Source organism: Novosphingobium sp., from assembly GCF_025351285.1.
Taxonomy (GTDB): domain Bacteria; phylum Pseudomonadota; class Alphaproteobacteria; order Sphingomonadales; family Sphingomonadaceae; genus Novosphingobium.
Window position 1 is genome coordinate 1 of record NZ_JANXWG010000151.1, and the last position, 23,442, is coordinate 23,442.

Below are 23,442 nucleotides of genomic sequence, written 5' to 3' on the forward strand. Positions count from 1 at the left end.
CCGGCGGCGCGGTGCTCGACGGGCGCGACATCGGCACGGTGATCGCGCCCGATGCGCCGGCCAAGCTTTACGTCACCGCCAGCGTGCCCGCGCGCGCGCTGCGGCGGTGGAAGGAAATGAACGCGCGCGGGATAGATGCCAGCCTGCCCGCAATCGAAGCCGACCTTGCGGAGCGCGACGAACGCGACAGCACCCGCGCCGAAGCGCCACTGCGGGCAGCAGACGACGCCGAACGTCTCGATACCTCGCAGATGACTCCGCGCGAAGCGATTGCCGCCGCGATCGCGCTGGTCGAAAGCCGGCTGAAACGCCTGCGCTGATCGAGTCCACTTCTGGCCAAATTCCTTGCTTTCGCCGCTGATCGCGCATAAGGGCGCCTAGTTCGTGAAGCATCCGTGCTCACCACGAATGCTTGTCACGGCATCCGGCCCGGCAGGCAGCACGGCCCTTTTGGCCCGCCCCCGGCATGGTGCCGGTTGCGGAGAAAGACCGGCGGAGACAACCGCCTGGCCGGAAATACAGACCACAGGACTACGATCTACATGGCCTCATTGGCATCACCAACCCGCGATGATTTCGCGGCAATGCTCGACGAATCGCTCGGTGGAGCGGCAAATGGCGGCTTCGAAGGCCGCGTCGTCAAGGGCACCGTTACCGCGATCGAAAACGACAAGGCCGTCATCGACGTCGGCTTGAAGAGCGAAGGCCGCGTGGCTCTGCGTGAATTCGCAATGCCCGGCCAGCCACACGGCCTTTCGGTCGGTGACGAAGTCGAAGTCTTCGTCGACCGTGTCGAGAACGCCGATGGCGAAGCCATGCTCAGCCGCGACCGCGCCCGCCGCGAAGCCGCCTGGGACAAGCTCGAAAACGAATTCGGTGAAGGCAAGCGCGTCGAAGGCGTGATCTTCGGCCGCGTGAAGGGTGGCTTCACCGTCGATCTCGACGGCGCCGTGGCTTTCCTGCCCGGCAGCCAAGTCGACATCCGCCCGGTCCGCGACGTGACCCCGCTGATGGACGTGCCGCAGCCGTTCCAGATCCTCAAGATGGACCGTCGCCGCGGCAACATCGTCGTCAGCCGCCGTGCCGTTCTGGAAGAAACCCGCGCCGAACAGCGTTCGGGCCTGATCCAGAACCTCAAGGAAGGCCAGATCATCGAAGGCGTGGTCAAGAACATCACCGATTACGGTGCGTTCGTTGATCTGGGCGGCATCGATGGCCTGCTCCACGTCACCGACATGAGCTACAAGCGGGTCAACCACCCGAGCGAAGTCATCAACATCGGTGACACCGTGCGCGTCCAGATCATCCGCATCAACCAGGACACGCAGCGCATTTCGCTGGGCATGAAGCAGCTCGAATCCGATCCATGGGATGGCGTTGCCGCCAAGTACCCGGTCGGCGCCAAGCTGCACGGCCACGTCACCAACATCACCGAATACGGCGCGTTCGTGGAACTGGAAGCAGGCATCGAAGGCCTGGTTCACGTTTCGGAAATGAGCTGGACCAAGAAGAACGTCCACCCCGGCAAGATCGTTTCGACCAGCCAGGAAGTCGACGTGATCGTGCTCGAAGTCGATGGCGACAAGCGCCGGATCAGCCTGGGCCTCAAGCAGGCGCAGCAGAATCCTTGGGAAGCGTTCGCCGACAAGCACCCGATCGGTGCGACCGTCGAAGGCGAAGTCAAGAACGCCACCGAATTCGGCCTGTTCATCGGCCTCGATGGCGACGTCGATGGCATGGTCCACATGTCGGACATCGCCTGGGGCATCTCGGGCGAAGACGCGCTGGCGCTTCACCGCAAGGGTGAAATGGTCAACGCGGTCGTGCTCGATGTCGACGTTGAAAAGGAGCGCATCAGCCTTGGCATGAAGCAGCTCGAAAAGGGCGCTCCGGCGGCCGGCGGCACGTCTTCGGCGGATTCGCTGCGTCGCGGCGAAGTCGTGACCGTGACCGTGCTCGAAGTGCGCGATGGCGGGCTCGAAGTGCAGGCCGGCGAAGATGGGGCCACCGGCTTCATCAAGCGGTCTGACCTGGGTCGCGATCGTGACGAACAGCGCCCCGACCGTTTCCAGGTCGGCCAGAAGTTCGACGCGATGGTCACCGGCTTCGATCGTTCGAAGAAGCCCAACTTCTCGGTCAAGGCGCGCCAGCTTCACGAAGAGAAGGAAGCGGTCGAGCAGTACGGTTCGTCCGATGCCGGCGCTTCGCTGGGCGACATCCTCGGCGCTGCGTTGAAAGCCAAGAAGGACTGATCCTTCGCTAGCTTTGCAGCCAACCAATCAAAAGCCCGTCCGGAGCGATCCGGGCGGGCTTTTGCTTTGGTGATGGCGCTGCGCTAGGAAGCCTTACGTTCCGCCAAGCCGAGGGTTCGATGCACGCGCAATGCCAATGCGGTCTGCTTTCCGCCGAAGTTTCCGCCTCGTCCGGCGCGATTTCCGCCTGCCATTGCTTCGATTGCCAGCGCCGCAGCGGATCGCCGTTCGGGGTGATCGCGTACTTCGAGGCCGGCCAGGTCGCGCTCGACGGCGAGGCCACGACGTACACGCGCCTAACGGATAGCGGCGCCACCTTCACCACCGGCTTTTGCGCCACTTGCGGATCGACCGTGTGGGCGCGCGCCGACAAGCACCCGTCGATGATCGGCGTGCCGGTCGGCGCCTTTGCAGACTGGTCGTTTCCGCCGCCGATGCGCTCGGTATTCGAGGCGAGCCGACATTCGTGGGTCGAGATGCCCTCCGACATTCCGCGCTTTCCGCGCGGCCGCAATTGAAGGTCCGATCATGCTCGAAGTTCACCAATTCCCCTGCCTGTCCGACAATTACGGCTACTTGCTCCATGATCCCGCGAGCGGCGAGACGGCCTGCATCGATACGCCCGATGCCGAGGCATATTTGCGCGAGGCGGCGGCGAAGGGCTGGCGGATCACGCAGATCTGGAACACCCACTGGCACCCCGATCATGCCGGCGGCAACGCGGCGATCAAGGCGGCAACACAGTGTCTCGTCGTTGGCCCGGCCGAGGTCGAAAAGCTGGGTGTGGCGCCCGACCGCGTTGTCAGTGACGGCGATGTCGTGCTGCTCGGCAAATGGCGCGCGGACGTGATCGATGTCGGCGGGCATACCCTGGGTCACATCGCCTATCACATGCCTGACGCCGCGCTCGCTTTCGTGGGCGATGCGCTGTTCGCGCTGGGTTGCGGGCGGATGTTCGAGGGGACGGCGCCCCAGTTCTGGGCCAGTCTCGAACGCTTGCGCGCGCTGCCCGATGCCACCGTGATCCATTGCGCGCACGAATACACCGCATCGAACGCGCGGTTCGCGGTTCATGCCGATCCGGACAATGCCGCGCTCACCGACTATGCCGCAGAAGTTGCCGACAAGCGCGCACGGGGCGTGCCCACCGTACCGTTCGGCCTGGCGCGCGAGCGGCTGGCCAACCCCTTCCTGCGCGCCGATGCGCCCGATCTGCAAGCGCGCTGGGCCCAGAGGGGGGGACTGGTCGGCGATGCCGTGCAAACCTTTGCGGCTTTGCGTGCAGCCAAGGACGATTTCCGCTAGGGCCTCGATCGAGGGGAGCGGGGGCGCAATGGCGGACGGTTCGGGATTGCCTGCAAGCGAGGCTGCGCGTGTTGTGAGACCCGTGCGCGTCACCTCGTTCGATGTGGCCGAAGCGGCCGGCGTCAGCCAGTCGACCGTGTCGCGCGCGCTGGCCGGCGATGCCTCGATCAGCGAGCGCACTCGGCTGCGCGTCGAAGATGCCGCCAAACGGCTCAACTACCAGGTCGATGCCAACGCGGCGCGGTTGCGGACCGGGCGGACCGGTACGCTGGCCGTGGTGATGATCTGTCGCCCCGGGCAGGACAGCAAGGATATCAACCCGTTCTACTTCTCATTGCTGGGCAGCACATGCGCGGCAGCCGCGGCGCGCGGGTTCGAGACGCTGGTGTCGTTCCAGGATTCGCCCAAAAATTTCTGGGGGCTCTACCAGGAACGCCGCAAGGCCGATGGCATGGTCGTGATCGGCACCAACGAAAACGCACCGGCGTGGGAATACTTCCGCACGATGCGCCCGCGCGGCATAAACTGGGTGTGCTGGGGTTCGCCCGACGACGATTTCGACTGGGTGCGATCGGACAACGACGCCGGCGCACGGCTGGCCAACCGACATCTGATCGATTGCGGCTACCGCGAAATCGTGTGCTTCGCCCAACTCGGATCGGCCCAGCGCCAGTTCGACGAACGGTTTGAAGGCTATGCGGCAGCGATGCGGGAGGCTGGCCGTACGCCTCGGCTGATCGCCGCGGAGCCGGATTTGCCACGCCGCGAACAAGGCCGGCGCGCGGCCGCTGCGCTGGTGGATGACGGCACGTCATTCGACGCCATCTTCGCAGTGAGCGATGAAATGGCGCTCGGCGCGATGAACGAACTGGAGCGGCGCGGGATGATGGTGCCCGATCGCGTTGGTGTCGTCGGCTTCGACGGTATCCGCGCGGGCGCGTTTGCTTCGCCGCCGCTCACCACGATCGAACCCGATTTCGAGGCAGCGGGAAGCGCGCTGGTCGATCGGTTGATCGCGCTGCTGGCGGGCGAGCGGGCCGATCACCCGCGCGTACCGGTCAACCTGCTGCTGCGTGGATCGACGCGCGCGAAGGTTTAGCCTCAAACAAAAACCCCCGGCGCGAACCGGGGGTCTTGTTCCTTCAGCGGCGCGGGATTGTCAGGCGATGCCGGCGATCGCGCTGTCGATCAGAGCCTTGTCCTGCACCGCACCATGTGTTTGCGCGATGATCTGGCGCGCGGCGCTGGAGGCGGCAATCGCGGTGTGCGCGCGCAATTCGTCGATCGCGGCGCGTTCTGCGGCGGAAATCTTGTCTTCGGCCATCTTCTGGCGGCGGGCTACCAGCGCAGTGGCGTCGGTTTGCGCCTTGGCGACGATGCGTCCGGCCTCTTCTTCGGCGGCAGCGGTCATCGTGGCGGCGTCGGTTGCGGCGCCGGCCAGCTTGGCTTCATATTCGGCCTTCAACGCTTCGGCTTCGCGGCGCAGCTTGACGGCTTCATCGAGCAGCGCGCGGATGCCTGCGATCTTCTGGTCGAGCATCCCGGCCACGAGAGCGGGCACCTTGAGATAGATCATCAGCGCGAACAGCGCGAGGACGGTCATCGCCACCCAACCGCCTGGTCCGAGGCCGAACGCGGAGGGTTCGCCAACTTCGCCGTGTGCTTCGCCAGCGGCTTCTGCGAGAACCAGAAGAAGACCCAGATCAGCCATGCGCGAGTACTGCCTTCACTGCCGAAGCGGCGTCGGCCGCGGATACTTGCGCGCCCGAGACCTTCGCCACGATATCCTGCGCCGCTTCTGCAGCCACCGTTTCGAGGCTGTTCAGCGCTGCCGCCCGAGCCGCGGCCAGACTGGCTTCGGCTGTCGCGAGTTGAACGGCGATGGCAGCGTCGGCCTTGGCCAGCAAACCTTCGGTATGCATCGTCGCATCGGCTTTCGCCTTTGCAGCCAGCGCTTGCGCCTGTTCGCGCGCGGCGTGATCGGCGGCTTGTGCGGTCGTTTCCGCCGCATTCGCCGCATCACGCGCCACTGCGGCTGCCGTCAAGTCACCCTGGATGCGCGCATTGCGATCATCCACGACCTTCTCGATCTTGGGCAGCATTTGCCGCGCAATCCCGAAGTAGATCACGGCGAGCGTCAGCAGCAGCCAGAAAAGCTGCGACTGGTATACGAGCGCAAGCTGGGTAAGCTGTGGCATTGGTCAGTCTCGATTGGCCCGATCGGGCGCTCGCCCCGGCTAACCGGGGTGAAATCAGGTCCCGTCAGGTCGCCACTGGCGCCCGGACGGGAAGCCCGTGCTGATCAGACGGCGAACAGGATGATGATGGCGACCACGAACGCGATCAGGCCAAGCAATTCCGCCGCGGCGAAACCGATGAACAGGCGGCCCTGCTGGCCATCGGCCGCGCTGGGGTTGCGCAGAGCACCTTCGAGAAACGCGCTGAACACGTTGCCCACGCCGATGGCTGCAACGCCCACGCCGATTGCCGCGAGACCGGCGCCGATAACCTTTGCTGCTGCGAGATCCATGGTACTACTCCGTTGAATATGAAGAAAAATCAGGTTTGAAATTCGGTGAAGGTCCGACGCGGAATCCTAGTGCAGGTGGACCGCATCGTTGATGTAAAGCGAGGTCAGCAGCGCGAACACATAAGCCTGGATACCGCAGACCAGCAGTTCGAGCGCATTGACGCCGAGCACGAAGATGAAACTGATCGCCCAGACGAACACGCCCAGCGCGGAATGGGCATTCAGCCCCTGAACCATGAAGTTACCGAACACTTCGACCAAGATGTGGCCCGCGATCATCGCCACGAACAACCGCAACGCCAGGCTGAACGGGCGGACCATGAACGAAATGATTTCGATCGGCACGATCAACGGCATCAGCCCGATCGGGGTGCCGTGCGGCACGAACAGGCTGAAGAACTTGAGGCCGTGCTTGGCAATCCCCACGATCAGCACGATGCCGAAGCTGATCACCGCCAGCAGGCCTGTAACCGTGAACTGGCTGGTGACCGTGAATGGATGCGCGGCTTCGACGATGCCGAACGGCATCAGGCCCATGTAATTCGAAAACAGGATGAACACGAACACGGTGAAGATCCAGGGCACATAGGCGCGCCCTTCCTTGCCGATGTTGGTCATCGCCAGGCCGGTCACGAAGCCGACCAGCCCTTCGACCGCGGCCTGCCAGCGGCCGGGCACGATTTCGCGCTTCATCCCGCCCCACATGAACAGCAGGATCGCACCCAGGACGATCATCATCCACAGCGCCGAGTTGGTGAACACGAAAGGAGCCCCAGAGAGTTGGCCCGAAAGCCCCTCGATCTGGAACTGGTGCATCGGATCGATCTTGCTTGCCGCTGCCACGCTTGATCCCTGTACCTACAAAATTGCCACCCGAGGGGCGATAACGATATGCCGATCCGACGCGATGGCGTGCCTAATCGGCGCGTTCGCGAGAAATCCGCAGAACCTGGACGAAACCCGCCACGACGCCGAAAAACAGCATACCCAGCATGATCCTGGGCTGTGTTCCCAGCACCCGATCCAGCGCGAAACCGATGACCAATCCGCCAAGCGGACTGCCCAACAGCACCGAAAGGACCCGATTTCCCTGCGAAGTGCCCTTTCCGGTGAAGGCCTTGCCAACCTCCTTATGGGCGGTCAGCAAGTCTTCGGCGTGCCGCGCGGCCTTGAGGCGTTCCTCCAGAGAGGTCAGCCGCGGGTCCGCCCGATTTTCCACGCCATCGCCGGAAACTTCATCGGGATCTTGCGTCGCCATAGTGTTTGTCCGTTACGCAACTGCCATCGGGCCGCCGCGTCCCATGCACAAACCACCATGAAAACGGGCAACCCCGCCAAAGCGCGCTCCCCATAGGCAGGGGGTCCGCCCAAGTCAACCGGGTGGAGGTTCGAGGATCGCCCGGGGGATCGCAACGCCCCTGCAACCGCAGAGTGCCGCGCCGGCTAATCATGGCGCGGCATCGTCAGCCGGGTGTCAGGGGCCGACTGTCAAGGACAGCGCGAATCCCGCAGGGGCGCACCGGCACCGCGGGTCTGCCAGCTACCATCGGGGGCCTGATACTTTTCGCCCGGCTTGGTCTTGGTGATCAGGTTGCAGCCCGAACTCAGCGCATATTCCTCGACCGTGGCGTGATTGGCAGCCGCGCGTTCGGCATAGACCGCCTTGCGCTTGATGTTGATATCGTCAACCACCGCTCGCAACGAAGCCGGCCCGCCGACGAGCGCCACATAGCCATCCGCCTTCTCGCCGATCTCGCCCGCAGCTTTGGCCGCCGCGTATTGCGGGTTCGACTGCGCAACCGCCATCGAGCCGCCAAGGCCCAGCACAAGCGTCGCTGCCGTCAGCCAAAGCCGATGAAGCGACAGGACGGGTGATGCACGCATCAGAAAATCTCCTTGTTGTTCTCGATCGTCTTGGCCGCATCGGTCGCAAGACGGTAAACCACTTCGGCGGTGATATGGATGTTGAGTTCGATCACGATCGGCTTGTCCGGCGCCTTGACCGAGATGCACCCACCCATCGCCAGCAAGGCCATGCCCACCGGCAGCACCCGCACCGCCGTCCGCAATCGGCTTCTTTTCGGTTCAGCAATCTTCATATCTCAGTTTCCCCCCAAATCCTCGCCAGGCCCCGCCATGAATTGGCCCGACCGGGAATCCGGTTAGCTCAATGGTGTTCATGGCTGATGTTCGCTTGCTTGATGCTGAATGCGCTTGTCGAGCGGGATCGGCTGCCCATGTTCGTCAAGCAGGCCGGTGGTTCCCGGATCGTAGATCGATTTTGCCTTGTTGATCAGGCTGTAGAATGGCGCCGTCACGTTGACGTTGAACTGCAGCGGCAACCGGGAAATCTCGCGGGTTGCGAAGTTCTTCTTCGTCCCCAGCCCCTGGCTGACCCCGTCGAACCGCACTTTGGTGATGATGTCTCCGGCAAGATCACCGTCCACGCCGATCGTCATTGCCTTGTAATCGAGCGATTTCAGCGCATCGAAGGCGAAATTGGCCATGTAGGACAAGTCCTTGTAAGTCAGCGCGCCGACATAGGACACATTGCCGCCCGGGGGCCGTGAAACCAGGATCCCGCCCTCGATCCGCCCGGCATCGCCGCGGAACAGCAGCGGCAACCGCCCGTCGAACCGACCGGTCGCGCGCAAATTGCCAAGCTGCATGCGCTCGACGAACTTCGCCGCGTCCAGTCCCTCGATCGCCAGCACATATTGCCGTTCGTTCGAAGCGCCGAAGGTCAGCCGTACCGGCTCCAGCCGCAGCGTACCGCCATCGAACGGCCAGCTTGCGCCGGCAATCGCCACTTCCTGCCCGGTCAGGACCGCGAGCGTGACAGTGCCATCGAGAACCTCGATGCCCGGATTGATCGAACCGATCCTGAACGTCTGGTTCGGCGCCGTCACCAACCCCAGCAGATCGGTGAACATCAGGCTGCCCTTGATGCCCTTCACCGGCCCGAACGCTGCCGCCAGATCGAGCGAATCTGTGGAGAACTTGCCCGTGCTGGTCACGCGGGTGCCGTTCCAGTCGATCCGCCCGGTGCCGTCGATCCGCCCGGCCGCATTGGCCACGGTGCCCTTGGCGAGCGTGGTCAGATCGTCCGGCTGGAGCGTCTTGTCGAACACCAGGCCGTTGACCGCCAGATCGGCGTGGCCGGTCGTGGCCGCCAGATCGTGGTGGATTTTCGCCAGAACCACGGCGCGATCGCTCTTCGGTTGGCGCAGCAGCGCCTCGGCGTCGATCTTGCCGTTGGCGAAGGAAAGCCGGGCATCGCGCGCCACCAGCGGTTCGAAACGGACGGGCGCGGTCCGGTCTGCCAGCCGGAACGCGGCCTTGTCGATCGTCAGCGCGCCCTTGGCATAGCGCCACTGCCCGGTCCCCTGCTCCAGATCGAGCGGAACCGCCGCGAGCCGCCCTTCCAGCCCGGTAAAGTCACCGCTGAAATCGCGGCCGAGGCGCGCCGTGAGGTGGTTCAACTTGAGCCGCGTCGGCTGGTCCGCCGCCCCCAGCGCCAGGTCCACCGATTGAGCAACGAGCAAGCCCGGATAGGCAAAGCCGACTGCGCCGCTGGTGAGCCGCATCGGCGCGCCGCCGAATCGCCCGACCAGATCGAGCGAAGGTGTGCCCGCCGCAACCTGCAAGCCGGCCGCGCTGCTCCGCACGATGGCCTGGCCATGCTGCGGGCAGAACGTCAGCGCGCGGCGGTCGATCTCCATTTCGCCCAACGTCAACCGATCGAACCGCGCTGTCGTGCAGTCTCGGAACAGCGCAAATGCGCCGCTGGGTGACATGGTGCCATCGATCGGCAGGGCCAGCCCTTCAGCGCGCCCGCCGGGTATCGCACCGCTCAGCCGCGCGTTGCCGGAAAAGCTCAACATGCCGTTGCGGGCTTGCGTCAGCAGCAGTTCGGGGATGGCCAGCGATCCATCGCCAGCGCGGTAATCAGCCATCGCGAGCCGCGCCCGCAAGCCGCCGGCACCTTGCGTCACTTGCCCGGTGATCCGCGGCAGGCCCGGCCCGCCAGTCGACACATTGCCCGCGATCTGAGCCAATCCCTGCCCGGCTTGCGCGTAAGTTCCGTGCGAAACCGCCGCCAGCACAGCCCTGGTGCCGCCGGTCAGTTGCGCTTGCGGAACCGCCACGGTCGTCCGCGCCCCGCTCCGCCGCAAATCGAACCGCGCCGAGAAGCGACTGCCCCGGCGTTGGGCCTGCAAGCCAGCGCGCATCTGCCCGATCATCGGCGCGACGAGCGTGTCGGTGGCAGCGCGTTGCGCAGAAATGAAAGCGGCGTCGAGCCGCTGCCCCGGCTGAACACCATCGCCATCGAGCGTGCCCTGAAGTTCCAGCCGGCCGCCGGCGCCGCTCGATGATCGACCCGATGACCGGAGCGTGCCGTCGAACCGCGCCAACGCGACAGTGGCCGAAGGCGTCGCGATCCCGCTGGCGCTGCCTTGCAGCCGCGCGTCGATCACGCCCTGATGCCAGCCGAGATCGCCGTCGACGGCCAGCAACTGCGCACGGTTGTTTCCGGTTGCGAACGGACCGGCACGCAGCGACACGGTGCCTTGCGCACCTGCCAGGTTGCGTTCGAAGGCCAGGTCGGTCTGCGCGGTGACCGCATTCAAGGCCAGCGCCTGCCCCGGGCAACCCAGCCGCTCCATCCGCACCGGGCCGACGAAGCGCGGTGCGCTGGCGCGAGTGGTCAGCTTGCCGTAGATCGTGCCTTTGCGCAGGGTGCAGCCGCCGATGGCCAGGTTCGGCCCGGTTGCGGCAAGCGTGCCCGCAAAACCATCGGCGAGAACACCGCGGCCCTGCAGCTTGATGCCGACGGGGCCATATTCGCTGTCGATTCGCGCGCGCGCATCGTCGAGTATGACGTTGAGATCGGGCAGCCCGGCCGGCGGTTTGCCCGGCTCGGCCTTGGCGTAGAGCACCCGATCGAGACTGCCGAAGCTGGGTTTGCCATCGATCAACCGCCCATATAGCCGCGCCTGTTCGAGCCGGATCGAACCGATGCCCGGCAAACCGAACCGGTAGGCGATCGTGATGGTGACTTTCGCGATCGTGAGATCGGGGTGCGCGGGATCGCCCACGATAAAGTTGGAGAGAACCTGCTGGCCGGGGTCGATCCGATCGACGTGATAGGTCGAGCGTAGACCCCTGATCGCCACTTGGCGCTTGAAGATCTTGCCAGCGATCGATTCGCGCTCGGTCCAGGCAAAGCCCAACGCCGCCACCAGCACCACGCCGGCTCCGCCCAGCAACCACGGCCAGACGCGCCGGCCCCGGACAGCGGGCGCAACCAGGCCATCGCCGGCGGTGAGCGGTTCGGCCGGTCGGGCGCCCTCGGCTTGGCCCGCGACTTGGGGCGTGTCATCATTCCAGTCGGCCATGCACCCCCTTCTTGCGCACTCCCCCCGCTTCGGCAATGCAGGTGCAACAACGCACAAGGCACCACATGGTGCCGTCGCGGAGACCGCATGGCCGACGAACCCCGACTGTTTCCTGAACGAGCGGCCCCCGATGCACCGAAGAACCGGCTGCGCGAGGAGGCGTTCGATACTTCGGGCCATCGCGCGCGGCTGCGCAAGCGACTGCTGGAGGGCGGAACCGACGCGCTGGCGGACCATGAACTGATCGAATACCTGCTTATGCTGGCGCGTCCGCGAATCGACACCAAGCCGATCGCGCGCAGCCTGGTCCAGCGCTTCGGATCTCTGGCAGGCGTGCTGATGGCCGATCCGCGCACGCTCGCGCTCCACCCCGAAATGGGCGAAAGCAGCGCCGCGGCCTTGCGCATCGTAGCGCTCGCCGCGCGGCGCCTGGCGCGCCAGCAGGCCAGCGAATTGCCGGTGCTGGGAAGCTGGCAGACGCTGATCGATTACCTGACGATCGACATGGCGCACCTGACGGTGGAGCGGGTGCGCGTGCTCTATCTCAACAGTCAGAACCGGCTGATCCTCGATCACCACGTCGGCGATGGCTCGATCGACGAAGCCGCGATCCACCCGCGCGAGGTGATCCGCAAGGCGCTCGATATCGGCGCGGTGGCGCTGATCCTGGTCCACAATCACCCATCCGGCTCACCGCAGCCGAGCCGCGCGGACATCCAGATCACCCAGCGCATCATCGAGGCGGGGAGACTGCTTGACGTCAGCGTCCACGATCACGTGATTATCGGGCGCGAGGGGCATGTCTCGCTCAAGGCCAAGGGGCTGATCTGAGTGTGCATCGCCGCACTGGCCTGGGAAGCGCACCCGCGCTGGAAGTTGGTCGCGCTCGCCAACCGCGATGAATTCCACGCCCGGCCTGCCAGCCCATTGGCGCGCAATGCCGGGCTGATCTGCGGCCGCGATCTGCAATCGGGCGGCACCTGGCTGGGCGTGAGCGACGGAATGGCCCCGCGCTTCGTGCTCGTCACCAACCATCGCGCCGAAGGTTTCCCGCAGCCCGATCGACCATCGCGCGGCGCCTTGGTGACCGACCTGCTCCACGGTGCCGATCCGCGAACGATCCCGCTAACCGCCTACAACCCGTGCAATCTGTTCGCCGCCAGCCCCGACGCCTTGTGGCTGCTGACCAACCATCCCATCGAACGCACCGCCCTCGGCCCCGGCTTGCACGGCTTGTCGAACGGCCCGTTCGACCCGCCCTGGCCCAAAACCCGCGCGCTGACCGCCGCCCTCGCCCGCTGGCTGGAGGCGGATGCCGAGACCACCGAACCGCTGTTCACCGCGCTCGCCGACGAGACCCTTCCACCAGCAATCCCCGGCGAATCCGGCCCCGAATCACCCTTCTCTGCAGTATTCATCCGCAACCCGGCCTACTGCACCCGCTGTTCCACGCTGGTGCTGATCGACCACCACGGCGCCAGTACGATCATCGAACGCCGCTTCGAAGCAGGCGGCGCGACCAGCGGCGAGACGGCGATCGACTTCCGCTGGGGATGACCGGCTGCGCTATTTGGGCTTGTGGAAGGCCATCACGAACTGGTCGGTGTGCCCGCGCAATGCCGGGTCGAACACCGATTTGTCGTGCGTGTCGGCGGCGTTGTGCAGCACGATCGATTCGCCGTCGAACTTGAACCCTGCCGCCAGGACCTGCTTCTTGACGGTGGCCTGGTCGATGCGGTGCACCTTGGTGATCACCGCAGGGTCGGTCAGCCCCGGCGCGATGTGATCCTCGATCACATAGCGCCCGCCCGGCTTGAGCATCTTGAGCACCGCCGCGTTCATCGCCGCCGCCTTGTCGGCGCCGAAATAGCCATAGACGTCGTGGTAGTTCTGCGCTGTGAACACCACGTCGAGCGGCGCGCCCGCGTTCAGCGCGCCGGCCGGGGTAACCACAACGCTGACGTTCTTCATCGCGGGTTCGGCCGCAACCGCCTTGATCGCATCGCCGCCCTTGGGATTCTTCTCGATGAATTCGGCGGGCACGATGGCATAGATGTGGCCCTTTTCCCCGACCACATGGGCAAAGATGCGCGTGAAATAACCGCGTCCCGGGATCAAATCACCCACCTTGTCGCCGGGTTTGATCCCCGCAAACGCCACGATCACGCCCGGTTTGCGATCGGCATCATGGTCGGTATCGGCCTTGGTGCGATCGGGCGCGGCCAGGGCGGCGGCAATCGCGGCGCTGGCCGCGGGCGCCTTTGCCATCAACGCGCCGCCCGTGGTCATGGCCAACAGCGCCGCACCGATCATCCATGTTTTTGGCTTCATCATGTTCATTCTCCCGGGAAATTCGTTCGTGCCCCGCTGATGCCACAGCACGCCAAGGCAGGATAGCACCGCTTATCCGCGCAGAGCGGCGGTCACGTCTTCGGCTTCGAATATCTTCATTTCGGGCGGCCCTTGGGTCATCCCGGACAGCGCGCGGACGAAGGCGCCCGACGCCGGCACCGCAAAGTGCGTCTTCACCGACGCCAGATCGGCCCACAATTCAAGGAACACCAGCCGCCGCGGATCCTCTGCATCGATGTGGACATTGTGCGCGATGCAGCCCGGTTCGGCGCGCGATCGCGCGCTGTGTTCGGCGCCGAGCACGATTGCGGCATCGCGGGTTTCGGGTTTGAGTATGGCGGAGCCGGTTATGATGATCATCGATCAGGTTCCCTTGGTGCCCGGATGCGAGCTATCGGTGATCAACCTTATACCCGGTCGCATCGTGAAGTACGACCACCCCCAGTTGACCAGCACAGCCACGCGGTTGCGGAAGCCTGCCAGGAACCCGACGTGGACCGCGCCCCACAGCCACCACGCCGGCGCGCCGCTCAGCCTGATCCAGCCGAAATCGGCGACCGCGCTCTTGCGGCCGATCGTGGCGAGGCTGCCCTGATGCTTGTAGGCGAACGGCGCCGCCTGGCGGCCGAGCAACGCCTGTTCGACGGCCTTGGCGAAGTGCTCTCCCGCCTGCTTGGCGGCCGGGGCCAGACCGGGGACCGGCTTGCCGTTCCAGCCCGACGAGGCGGCTGTGTCGCCGATCGCGTAGACGTCTGCGAAGCCAGCCACGCGCAACTGGCCATCGACCACCACGCGGCCCGAACGGTCGGTTTCGCACCGCAGCCAGCGCGCGGCGGGGGATGCCACAACGCCCGCGCCCCACAGCACGGTTTGCGTGGCGATCGTCTGCCCGCTAGCCAGTTTCACCCCGCAGCCGTCGATGCCGGTGACACGCGAATCGAGCAGGATTTCGACGCCTAGCCGCGTCAGAGCGGCGGCGGCTTGCGCCGAAAGCGCTTCGGGAAAGCTCGGCAGCACGCGTGGGCCAGACTGGACCAGCACGATCCGCGCCCGCGACGGATCGATGTTGCGGTATTCGCGCCGCAGCCCCTGGTGCGCCAGTTCGGCGATGGCGCCGGCCAGTTCGACCCCGGTCGGCCCCGCGCCGACGATCACGAATGTCAGCAATCGTGCGGCGTCGGCGGGGTTGTCGCTGGCTTCGGCGCGTTCGAATGCCGTCAGGACGCGCGCACGGATCGCGGTGCCGTCCTCGATCGTCTTGAGCCCGGGCGCGAAGGCCGCCCATTCGTCGCGGCCGAAATAGCTGTGCGTGGCGCCGGTCGCGAGCAGCAGCGTATCGTAGGCGATCGTGCCGCACGCCAGCGTCACCACTTTGGCCGCCGGGTCGATCGCCTCGACCGTGCCCAGCAGCACGCGCACGTTGCCATCGGCGGCGAACAGGCTGCGGATCGGTGTGGCAACATCGGCCGGCGACAGCGCGGCGGTGGCGATCTGGTACAGCAGCGGCTGGAACAAGTGGTAATTGTTGCGGTCGATCAGCGTCACCCGCACGGGGAGCCGCTTCAGCCGGTTGACCGCGGCCACTCCGCCGAACCCGGCACCTACCACGACAACATGTGGCCAATGCGCGGGCACGTCTTCGAAGCGGCGATCGAACAGCACGTTGCGGTCCAGCCAGCGGCGGCTGAGCGCATCGAGCGAAAGCGTACCCGCGCCTTCGAACGCGAGCAGCCCGAGCACCATGGTCGGCAACAGCAGCAACCCGACATGCCCGTCCATCACCATGGCGGTGCCGAGGTTGAGGAATACCAGCAGCATGGTGAGCGGCATGGCCAGCCCCAGCGCGATCAGCACCGCCAGCGGCAGGACCAGCGCTTGCACCGCCAGCCCGAACAAGCCGATGGGCAGCACGTGGGTATCGGGGGTGATCCATCCGCCCGCAGCCAGCAGAGTCGCCGCCAGCCACAGGCGCATGGCCGTGAGCCACAGCGGTGCAAGCTGGCGACTGACCCAGGCCAGCATTCGCGTGACCGGAGCGGCCAGCGGCAAGGCGCTGTCGCCCAGCCCGCGCGCGATTGCCCGGTCGATCGAGACCGCGCCGGCGCCGCGCAAGGCATACCAGCCGAGCAGCGCGAGCAGGACCAGGCTGCCGGCATCGAGAGTTGCTCCGCGCCAGCCCGCGCAGATCAGCAGCGCCAGCGCGGTCGCAGAAACGCGCGTGGCGAGGCCGGCCATCAGCAGGAATGGCGCGATCAGTCCGATGATCGCCTCGGTCGCCGCCCATGTGGAATGCGTCATCATCATCGTGAAGCTGGCGCGCAGCATGGTCTGCGCAAGTTCGATCCGCACCACCACGTCGAACACCGGCCGCGCCACCGCCAGCAGCGCCAGCGCACCCTTGATCCACACGCGCAACGTCACGCGCACGAACGGGGAAAGCCGTTCCTCGGCCAACTTTGCTTGAATCGACTGCATGGCCTCGTGATCCCCCGACGCGCTATTCGCACGCTGGCGGGTTCGCGTTACAAATCGGCGTGCGCTTGCCTTTGGCGCCCGCGCGCCCTAGCGGCAGCAGCGAAAAAGCGCATCGGAGTCGCACATGGTCCCCCGTTACAGCCGCCCCGCGATGACCGCGATCTGGGAGCCCGAGGCGCGTTACGCGATCTGGTTCGAAGTCGAGGCGCACGCCACCGACAAGCTGGGTGAACTGGGGGTGGTGCCCGCCAGCGCGGGCAAGGCGCTGTGGGACTGGTGGGCCACGAAGCCCGTGATCGACGTGTCCGCGATCGACGCGATCGAGGCGGTGACCAAGCACGATGTGATCGCATTCCTGACCTGGGTTTCGGAACAAGTGGGCGAGCAGGCACGCTTCATGCACCAGGGCATGACCAGTTCGGACGTGCTCGACACCACGCTGGCGGTGCAACTGGCGCGCGCTTCGGACCTGTTGATCGCCGATCTCGATGCGCTGCTGGCGGCGATCAAGACGCGCGCGTTCGAACACAAGCACACCCCCACGATCGGGCGCAGCCACGGCATCCACGCGGAGCCAACCACATTCGGGCTGAAACTGGCGCAGGCTTACGCCGAGTTCACCCGCTGCCGCGCGCGGATGGTGCTGGCGCGGGCAGAGATCGCGACGTGTGCAATTTCGGGCGCGGTCGGCACGTTCGCCAACGTCGATCCGGCGGTAGAGGAATATGTCGCCGAGAAGCTGGGGCTGGAAGTCGAACCGGTTTCCACGCAGGTGATCCCGCGCGATCGCCACGCGATGTTTTTCGCCACGCTGGGCGTGATCGCCAGCTCGATCGAACGGCTCGCGGTGGAAGTGCGCCACTTGCAGCGCACCGAAGTGCTTGAAGCCGAAGAGTATTTCTCGCCCGGCCAGAAGGGCTCGTCGGCGATGCCGCACAAGCGCAACCCGATCCTGACCGAGAACCTGACCGGCCTCGCGCGCATGGTGCGTTCGGCCGTGGTGCCGGCGATGGAGAACGTGGCGCTGTGGCACGAACGCGACATTTCGCATTCGTCGGTCGAACGCTACATCGCGCCCGATGCCACGATCACGCTGGATTTCGCGCTGGGCCGGCTGACCGGAGTGATCGACAAGCTGCTGATTTATCCGGTGCGGATGCAGAAGAACCTCGATCGCATGGGCGGGCTGGTTCACTCGCAGCGCGTGCTGCTGGCGCTGACGCAGGCGGGCTTGAGCCGCGAGGACAGTTATGCCGCAGTCCAGCGCAACGCGATGAAGGTGTGGGAATCGGACGGCGCGCTGTCGCTGCTCGAACTGCTCAAGGCCGACGCCGAGGTTGCCGCCAAGATCAGCGCGGCCGACCTGGAGGCCAGTTTCAACCTCGATTACCACCTCGCCCGCGTTGACACGATCTTCGCGCGCGTGTTCGGCGAGTAAGCCGGCGATGAAGCGCGCGCTGAAGTGGATCGGCGGTGGGCTGCTGGTGCTGATCGCGGCGCTGGTGCTGATCGGTTATGCGCCCGACAGCGACCGGGCGACGATGCGCGCGAAATACGGCGCGCCGCCTTCGCAGTTCATCGACATTGGCGGCGGGCTGACGATGCACGTGCGCGATCAGGGCAACAAGGACGGACCGGTGCTGGTGCTGCTCCACGGCTCGAACGCCTCGCTCCACACGTGGGAGCCGTGGGTGGCGCGGCTTGGCGCAAAATACCGCGTGATCAGCCTCGACCAGATCGGCCACGGCCTCACCGGCCCGAACCCGACTGACCAGTACGATGCGGACGCGTTCACCGGCACGCTCGATGCGCTGATGGTGCGAATGGGCGTGAGCAAGTTCGCGCTGGCGGGCAATTCGATGGGCGGCGGGGTGGCGTGGGCATATGCGTCCGTGCACCCCGACAAGGTTGTGAAGCTGATCCTGGTCGATGCGGCCGGCCCTCCCGAAGACCCGAACCGCAAGCTGCCACTGGGTTTCCGCATGCTGCGCACGCCGGGCATCAACCGGCTGGTGGATTACATCTCGCCGCGCAGCGTGTTCGCACAATCGCTGCACCAGACGGTGTCGAACCAGGCGATAGTGTCCGACGCAGTGATCGACCGTTACCGCGACCTCAACCGCTACCCCGGCAACCGCCGCGCGACCCGGCTACGCAGCGAAGTGACGCGCGTGCACGCCGATAACGCGGCGCAGGTGGCCAGCATTACCGTCTCCACGCTGATCCTGTGGGGCGCCGAGGACAAGTTGATCCCCGCCAGCGGTGCGGATTGGTTTGCTGCGCGGATCAAGGGTTCGCGCAAGATCGTCTACCCCGGCATCGGGCACTTGCCGATGGAGGAAACCCCCGACCGTTCCGCACAGGACGTCGACGCATTCCTGTCGCAGCCGGCGTCCTGACATGGCCGCACCTTCGCGGCCTTCCCTTTGCGGGCCAATCCGCCTAACAACCGGTTGACCTCGGCACAACGGGTGCGCGCAGTACGGGGAAAGTTTGCATGAATATCATTCGCACAGTGGTCTGGGTGACGATCACCGCATTTCTCGTCGCGTTCGTCGCGATGAACTGGGGCAAGGCGCCGGTGAATTTCTGGCCGATCGAAAACGGCTACCTGCACTTCGACTGGCCCGTAGGCTTCATCGCGCTGGTGTTCTTCGCGCTTGGGCTGCTGCCGATGTGGCTGCTTCACCGCGCTTTGAATTGGCGACTTACCCGCAGGATCAGCACGCTTGAAAGCTCGCTGGCGCAATCCATCGGACTGCCGACGCAACCCGGCAACACGCCCATCGCTACCGAGATAAAATGACCAATCCGGTTTATCTCGCGCTCGATCTGCCGCGGCTCGATGCAGCCATCGCGCTGGCGCAAAAGGTGCGCGGGCACATCGGCGGGATCAAGCTGGGGCTCGAATTCTTCTGCGCGCATGGCCACCATGGTGTCCACGAAGTCGCCAAGATCGGGCTGCCGATCTTCCTCGACCTGAAGCTGCACGACATTCCCAACACCGTCGCAGCCGCGATGCAGGCGATCCACGTGCTCCAGCCCGCGATCGTCACCGTCCACGCCAGCGGCGGGCGCGCGATGATGGAAGACGCCAAGGCCGCGGCGGGCGATCATTGCAAGGTGGTGGGCGTGACGGTGCTGACCAGCCTCGATGCGGGCGATCTCGCCAGCGTCGGGGTGTCCAATGCCCCGCACGATCAGGTTTTGCGGCTGGCCGATCTGGCGCGCGAGGCCGGGCTCGATGGCGTGGTCTGTTCGGGACACGAAGTGGGTGATGTGCACAAGCGCTGGAAGGATGCATTCATCGTGGTGCCCGGCCTGCGCACGGCTGGCACAGTCACGGCTTCAGGCGACCAGAAACGCATCGTCACGCCCCGCGCCGCGCGCGATGCCGGCGCCAGCGTGCTGGTGATCGGCCGCCCGATCAGCCGCGCCGATGATCCGCTTACCGCCGCCCGCGCCATCGAAGGCACGCTCTGAGCGCGCGCGCCCGGAGCCGAGTCGGATGAGGCGGGCGCCATGAAAATAACACGGCGAACGGGCGTGATCGCGGGACTGGCCGGGGGCCTTGTCACACTGATCGCGGTTACCAGCTTCGGCGATCTCCACCGCGCGGTGCGCGCCGCCGCCTTGCCCGATGGGGCTTTTGCGCTGCCCGGCGATGCTGCGACCGCCATGCTCAGGCCCTGCGCCCGCCGCGCGGCCAGGCCGATCGACGGGCACTGGATGCCCGAAGCGGCGGTAATCTCGAAGCTCGAAGCCGGACTGCCTTCCGCGCTGGCCGCCGCACCCGCCGTATCACCGGCGGCCAACAAGCCCGCCACGCCGCTCGGCGACGGCGCAAAGTTCGTCGCGAGCCAGTGGGTCCGGCAATATGTCGGCGTGACGCGTGGCGCCCAGCGGCTGATCATCGGCAATGTGCTGCGCAGCGCGGAGCTTCCCGCGCTGCGCGAAGAACTGATGGACCGCCACCCCGAACACGATCCGGCGCAATATTACGCGCTCGAACCGTTCTTCGTCTGCGATTCGACACAAGGCAATTTCGGCTTCGAATACGATCCGCAAACCGCGCACTTCAGCCACATCGCGGCTGATTCGCGCCGTTCGCGCCACGTTTCGCGTTATGCATACGACATCACGCCGCCCACTGCGCGCGGCAAGCGCTAGGATTTACTGCTCGTGTCCCTCCGCCGGATCGGCCGGGAGCGGCGGACCGGCATCGCTGTCGCTGGCATTGACCATTCCGGCCGGGCGCGTCGGCAATTGGGTGGGTGATGCCGATTGTGCCAGGGCCACCGGCGGAGCGGGCCAGCGATACGACGTCGCACCATCGGCCTTGCGCGGATCGAAGGGTCGCCCGGTCAGCGTGGCATCGACTTGTTCGATCACCCGATCGCGCAAATGCTCGGCGCTCAGGCTGTCGATCCCCGTGCAGGACACCGCAACCCTGGTCGAAATGTCGGACAAGCGCGTCAGCCCCAGCGTGCAGGCCTGGCCGCCTGCATCCCAGTGCAGATCGCCCAGCCCGTTGCCGTGCACGTTAACCGGAATGCCCCGGAACACGCCATCCTTCTTGCTGCGAAGCGGCGCGGTCGCAAGCCGTTGGTAAGCTTGCGCTCGGCCCAGCGCGAACTCGTCGGGCGGCGGGCGAAAGCCCACCAGATAAACCGAACCCACGGCCCCCAAAGCGACCATGCCGCCCACTGCCACCCTGATCATACCAGCCCCCGCTGCGTTAAGCGTCCGGTTTACGAGCCGAGGCCTTAAGTAAGCGTTGCGGGCTGCAACCACGGCTTCCGAAACCCGTTCAGTCTCGCGTAAGCCGCGCTGGCCGAGCAGCGGCCATCATCCCTGCGACAAAGGATCCTGTTCTTGACCCACCTCCCCCCCGCCTTGCGCCGCACGCCCCTGGCCGTCGCGCTGGCCTGCCTGCTCCCGCTAACCGCGCACGCCGCGACACCCGCCACCGACGGCAGCCTGATGGCGCCTGGCGATACGATGCTGACAATCAGCGCCGAAGGCCAGGCCCACCGCGCGCCCGACCTTGCGGTGTTCACCGCCGGCGTGACCACGCAAGGCAAGACCGCGTCACAAGCGCTCTCGGCCAATTCGCAGGCGATGACCGCGGTAATCGCCGAACTGAAGAAAGCGGGCGTCGCCTCGCGCGATATCCAGACCAGCAACCTTTCGGTCTCGCCAGTTTACGAGGAGCAGACGGCGCAGCCGGCAATCCGCCCGCGTCGCACGGTCGGTCCGGTGATCATCGGCTACCAGGTGTCGAACCAGGTGAACGTCCGCCAGCGCAAGCTCGATGCCTATGGCACCACGATCGATGCGCTGGTTTCTGCCGGCGCCAACCAGATCAACGGACCCAGCTTTACCGTCGACGAACCCTCCACCGCGTTGGACGAGGCCCGGCTCGAAGCGATGAAAACCGCTCGCGCCCGCGCCGATCTCTACGCCCGCGCCGCCGGAATGCGCGTGCTGCGGATCGTGTCGATTGCCGAGGGCGGCGGCAATTTCGCGCAACCGATGATGTTCGCGCGCGCCAAGGCGATGGACGCCGCTGCGGCTCCGGTCGAGGCTGGCGAAGTGAACCTGAGCGCCAACGTGACGGTGCAGTTCGAACTGGCCCCCTGAGGGCGCAGGCTACACAGAGCGTAACCACCCCCGTTCGCCCTGAGCTTGTCGAAGGGCCGTTCTTTCTTCTAGGGCGATAAAGCAGAAGAGCAGTCTTTCGACAGGCTCAGGACGAACGGGTTTGTAAATCGATCCAATGCCCACACCCCTGATCAAGATCTGCGGTATCCGCGAACCCGCCGTGCTCGACGCAGCGGTTGAAGCCCGCGCGGATTATCTCGGCCTGATGTTCTACGCGCCCAGCCCGCGCAACGTCGCTCTGCCCGATGCTGCTGCGTTAGCCGCACGCAACGCGGGCCGGGCGAAGCTGGTCGGCGTGTTCGTCGATGCCACGGATGCCACAATCCACGATGCAGCCAAAGCAGCCAGCCTCGATGTGATCCAGTTGCACGGACATGAAACCCCCGCCCGCGCTGCGCAGTTGCGCGGCGAACTGGGCATTCCGGTTTGGAAAGTCGTCTCGGTTGCCAGCGCGAAGGATATCGCCCGCGCCGAAGCCTACGCCGGAGCCGCCGACATGATCCTGTTCGACGCGAAAACGCCCAAAGGCACGCTGCCCGGCGGCATGGGACTGGTGTTCGACTGGTCGCTGCTGGCGGCATGGCGTGGCAAGCTGGCCTGGGGGCTGGCAGGCGGACTGGCTCCCGACAATGTGGCGGACGCCGCACGAGCGACCGCTGCGCCGTTGGTCGATGTCTCGTCGGGCGTCGAATCCGCGCCCGGCGTGAAAGATGCCGACAAGATCGCGGCATTCTGCAAGGCAATTCGCGCCGCACTTTAGGACGCCAAACTGGACAATTCGCCGCCTGTCTGCCAGTGGCCAAGCATGACGACCGAACCCCGCAACAGCTTCCGCAACACCCCAGATGACCGTGGCCACTTCGGCCAGTTCGGCGGCCGTTTCGTCGCCGAGACGCTCATGCCGCTGGTGCTCGAACTGGAACGCGAATACCGCAAGGCCAAGCAAGACCCGGCCTTTGCCGCGGAGTTCGAGGACTTGCTCGAACACTATGTCGGCCGGCCGAGCCCGCTCTATTTCGCGCAGCGCATGACCGAGCATCTCGGCGGCGCCAAGATCTACTTCAAGCGCGACGAACTCAACCACACCGGCGCGCATAAGATCAACAATGTGATGGGGCAGATCCTGCTCGCCCGCCGCATGGGCAAGCCGCGCATCATCGCCGAGACGGGCGCGGGCCAGCACGGGGTCGCCACGGCGACCGCCTGCGCGCGCTTCGGTCTCAAATGCGTGGTCTATATGGGCGCGGTCGACGTCGAGCGGCAGAAGCCCAATGTGTTCCGCATGAAGATGCTGGGCGCCGAAGTCGTACCGGTGCAATCGGGCGCGCGCACGCTGAAGGACGCCATGAACGAAGCCTTGCGCGATTGGGTCACCAATGTCGCCGACACGTTCTATTGCATCGGCACCGCCGCCGGCCCGCATCCCTACCCCGCGATGGTGCGCGACTTCCAGAGCGTGATCGGC

General features: G+C 65.7%; 27 protein-coding genes. 15 read left to right on the plus strand and 12 right to left on the minus strand.

The window, feature by feature from the left end:
• The 5 genes from Q0R16_RS18595 to Q0R16_RS18615 all read left to right on the plus strand — a co-directional run.
• Window positions 1–320, plus strand: a 320-nt coding sequence (locus Q0R16_RS18595; protein ID WP_295639802.1) for a (d)CMP kinase, incomplete at its 5' end; no start/stop codon positions are given.
• Between the two features lie 222 nt (window positions 321–542).
• The gene (rpsA, locus tag Q0R16_RS18600; protein WP_295639805.1) at window positions 543–2,252 is read left to right on the plus strand and encodes a 30S ribosomal protein S1; all 1,710 of its coding nucleotides are present in this window, start codon (window positions 543–545) and stop codon (window positions 2,250–2,252) included.
• A gap of 119 nt (window positions 2,253–2,371) precedes the next feature.
• Window positions 2,372–2,770 carry a GFA family protein gene (locus Q0R16_RS18605; protein WP_295639808.1) on the plus strand — a complete coding sequence of 133 codons (399 nt, stop codon included), beginning with the start codon at window positions 2,372–2,374 and terminating at the stop codon, window positions 2,768–2,770.
• Window positions 2,771–2,780: 10 nt separating this feature from the next.
• The gene (gloB, locus tag Q0R16_RS18610; RefSeq protein WP_295639811.1) at window positions 2,781–3,557 is read left to right on the plus strand and encodes a hydroxyacylglutathione hydrolase; all 777 of its coding nucleotides are present in this window, start codon (window positions 2,781–2,783) and stop codon (window positions 3,555–3,557) included.
• Between the two features lie 82 nt (window positions 3,558–3,639).
• Window positions 3,640–4,656 carry a substrate-binding domain-containing protein gene (locus tag Q0R16_RS18615; protein WP_295639814.1) on the plus strand — a complete coding sequence of 339 codons (1,017 nt, stop codon included), beginning with the start codon at window positions 3,640–3,642 and terminating at the stop codon, window positions 4,654–4,656.
• A gap of 60 nt (window positions 4,657–4,716) precedes the next feature.
• On the opposite strand, the gene Q0R16_RS18620 is transcribed toward Q0R16_RS18615, so the two are convergent.
• The 8 genes from Q0R16_RS18620 to Q0R16_RS18655 all read right to left on the minus strand — a co-directional run bounded on the left by Q0R16_RS18620 (window position 4,717) and on the right by Q0R16_RS18655 (window position 11,486).
• Window positions 4,717–5,268 (minus strand): hypothetical protein, encoded by a 552-nt coding sequence (locus tag Q0R16_RS18620; protein WP_295639817.1) that lies wholly within the window; start codon window positions 5,266–5,268, stop codon window positions 4,717–4,719.
• The gene (locus Q0R16_RS18625; protein WP_295639820.1) at window positions 5,261–5,755 is read right to left on the minus strand and encodes an ATPase; all 495 of its coding nucleotides are present in this window, start codon (window positions 5,753–5,755) and stop codon (window positions 5,261–5,263) included. Before Q0R16_RS18625 ends, Q0R16_RS18620 begins: the two co-directional genes overlap by 8 nt.
• 104 nt (window positions 5,756–5,859) lie before the next feature.
• Window positions 5,860–6,087, minus strand: coding sequence for a F0F1 ATP synthase subunit C (locus Q0R16_RS18630; protein WP_295639823.1), 228 nt, complete (start codon window positions 6,085–6,087; stop codon window positions 5,860–5,862).
• Between the two features lie 66 nt (window positions 6,088–6,153).
• Window positions 6,154–6,930: a F0F1 ATP synthase subunit A gene (locus tag Q0R16_RS18635; RefSeq protein WP_295639825.1), complete on the minus strand. Its 777-nt coding sequence runs from the start codon at window positions 6,928–6,930 to the stop codon at window positions 6,154–6,156.
• 73 nt (window positions 6,931–7,003) lie between these two features.
• Window positions 7,004–7,345 (minus strand): AtpZ/AtpI family protein, encoded by a 342-nt coding sequence (locus Q0R16_RS18640; protein WP_295639828.1) that lies wholly within the window; start codon window positions 7,343–7,345, stop codon window positions 7,004–7,006.
• Window positions 7,346–7,575: 230 nt separating this feature from the next.
• A complete protein-coding gene (locus tag Q0R16_RS18645) occupies window positions 7,576–7,971 on the minus strand; it encodes a YdbL family protein (protein WP_295639831.1) in 396 nt (131 codons plus the stop codon).
• Window positions 7,971–8,123, minus strand: coding sequence for a YnbE family lipoprotein (locus tag Q0R16_RS18650; RefSeq protein WP_295639878.1), 153 nt, complete (start codon window positions 8,121–8,123; stop codon window positions 7,971–7,973). Before Q0R16_RS18650 ends, Q0R16_RS18645 begins: the two co-directional genes overlap by 1 nt.
• 141 nt (window positions 8,124–8,264) lie before the next feature.
• Window positions 8,265–11,486, minus strand: a complete 3,222-nt coding sequence (locus tag Q0R16_RS18655) for a YdbH domain-containing protein (protein WP_295639834.1) — start codon at window positions 11,484–11,486, stop codon at window positions 8,265–8,267.
• Between the two features lie 87 nt (window positions 11,487–11,573).
• On the opposite strand from Q0R16_RS18655, the gene radC reads away from it, so the two are divergent.
• Window positions 11,574–12,317 (plus strand): DNA repair protein RadC, encoded by a 744-nt coding sequence (radC, locus tag Q0R16_RS18660; protein ID WP_295639837.1) that lies wholly within the window; start codon window positions 11,574–11,576, stop codon window positions 12,315–12,317.
• Window positions 12,318–13,043 carry an NRDE family protein gene (locus tag Q0R16_RS18665; RefSeq protein WP_295639840.1) on the plus strand — a complete coding sequence of 242 codons (726 nt, stop codon included), beginning with the start codon at window positions 12,318–12,320 and terminating at the stop codon, window positions 13,041–13,043.
• A gap of 9 nt (window positions 13,044–13,052) precedes the next feature.
• Here Q0R16_RS18665 and Q0R16_RS18670 read toward each other — a convergent pair whose 3' ends face one another.
• The 3 genes from Q0R16_RS18670 to Q0R16_RS18680 all read right to left on the minus strand — a co-directional run bounded on the left by Q0R16_RS18670 (window position 13,053) and on the right by Q0R16_RS18680 (window position 16,313).
• Window positions 13,053–13,820 (minus strand): methyltransferase, encoded by a 768-nt coding sequence (locus Q0R16_RS18670; protein WP_295639843.1) that lies wholly within the window; start codon window positions 13,818–13,820, stop codon window positions 13,053–13,055.
• 69 nt (window positions 13,821–13,889) lie between these two features.
• Window positions 13,890–14,198 (minus strand): putative quinol monooxygenase, encoded by a 309-nt coding sequence (locus tag Q0R16_RS18675; RefSeq protein ID WP_295639846.1) that lies wholly within the window; start codon window positions 14,196–14,198, stop codon window positions 13,890–13,892.
• A gap of 3 nt (window positions 14,199–14,201) precedes the next feature.
• Complete coding sequence (locus Q0R16_RS18680) at window positions 14,202–16,313, minus strand: NAD(P)/FAD-dependent oxidoreductase (RefSeq protein ID WP_295639848.1); 2,112 nt, start codon at window positions 16,311–16,313, stop codon at window positions 14,202–14,204.
• A 124-nt stretch (window positions 16,314–16,437) separates the two neighbouring features.
• Between Q0R16_RS18680 and purB the strand changes: the two genes are divergently transcribed.
• The 5 genes from purB to Q0R16_RS18705 all read left to right on the plus strand — a co-directional run bounded on the left by purB (window position 16,438) and on the right by Q0R16_RS18705 (window position 20,483).
• Entirely contained in the window at window positions 16,438–17,751 is a 1,314-nt protein-coding gene (gene purB, locus Q0R16_RS18685) for an adenylosuccinate lyase (protein ID WP_295639851.1), read from the plus strand.
• 7 nt (window positions 17,752–17,758) lie between these two features.
• Window positions 17,759–18,712, plus strand: coding sequence for an alpha/beta hydrolase (locus tag Q0R16_RS18690; protein ID WP_295639853.1), 954 nt, complete (start codon window positions 17,759–17,761; stop codon window positions 18,710–18,712).
• Between the two features lie 98 nt (window positions 18,713–18,810).
• A complete protein-coding gene (locus Q0R16_RS18695; RefSeq protein ID WP_295639857.1) occupies window positions 18,811–19,119 on the plus strand; it encodes a LapA family protein in 309 nt (102 codons plus the stop codon).
• Window positions 19,116–19,796, plus strand: a complete 681-nt coding sequence (pyrF, locus tag Q0R16_RS18700; protein ID WP_295639860.1) for an orotidine-5'-phosphate decarboxylase — start codon at window positions 19,116–19,118, stop codon at window positions 19,794–19,796. Before Q0R16_RS18695 ends, pyrF begins: the two co-directional genes overlap by 4 nt.
• 39 nt (window positions 19,797–19,835) lie before the next feature.
• Window positions 19,836–20,483 (plus strand): hypothetical protein, encoded by a 648-nt coding sequence (locus Q0R16_RS18705; RefSeq protein ID WP_295639863.1) that lies wholly within the window; start codon window positions 19,836–19,838, stop codon window positions 20,481–20,483.
• A 3-nt stretch (window positions 20,484–20,486) separates the two neighbouring features.
• Here the strand turns inward: Q0R16_RS18705 and Q0R16_RS18710 are convergent, their stop codons facing one another.
• Entirely contained in the window at window positions 20,487–21,035 is a 549-nt protein-coding gene (locus Q0R16_RS18710) for a hypothetical protein (RefSeq protein WP_295639866.1), read from the minus strand.
• A 153-nt stretch (window positions 21,036–21,188) separates the two neighbouring features.
• Here Q0R16_RS18710 and Q0R16_RS18715 point away from each other — a divergent pair, with 153 nt between their 5' ends.
• The 3 genes from Q0R16_RS18715 to Q0R16_RS18725 all read left to right on the plus strand — a co-directional run.
• A complete protein-coding gene (locus Q0R16_RS18715) occupies window positions 21,189–21,956 on the plus strand; it encodes an SIMPL domain-containing protein (protein ID WP_295639869.1) in 768 nt (255 codons plus the stop codon).
• Between the two features lie 136 nt (window positions 21,957–22,092).
• Complete coding sequence (locus Q0R16_RS18720) at window positions 22,093–22,737, plus strand: phosphoribosylanthranilate isomerase (RefSeq protein ID WP_295639872.1); 645 nt, start codon at window positions 22,093–22,095, stop codon at window positions 22,735–22,737.
• A gap of 45 nt (window positions 22,738–22,782) precedes the next feature.
• On the plus strand, window positions 22,783–23,442 hold a 660-nt coding region (locus tag Q0R16_RS18725), incomplete at its 3' end, for a pyridoxal-phosphate dependent enzyme (protein ID WP_295639875.1).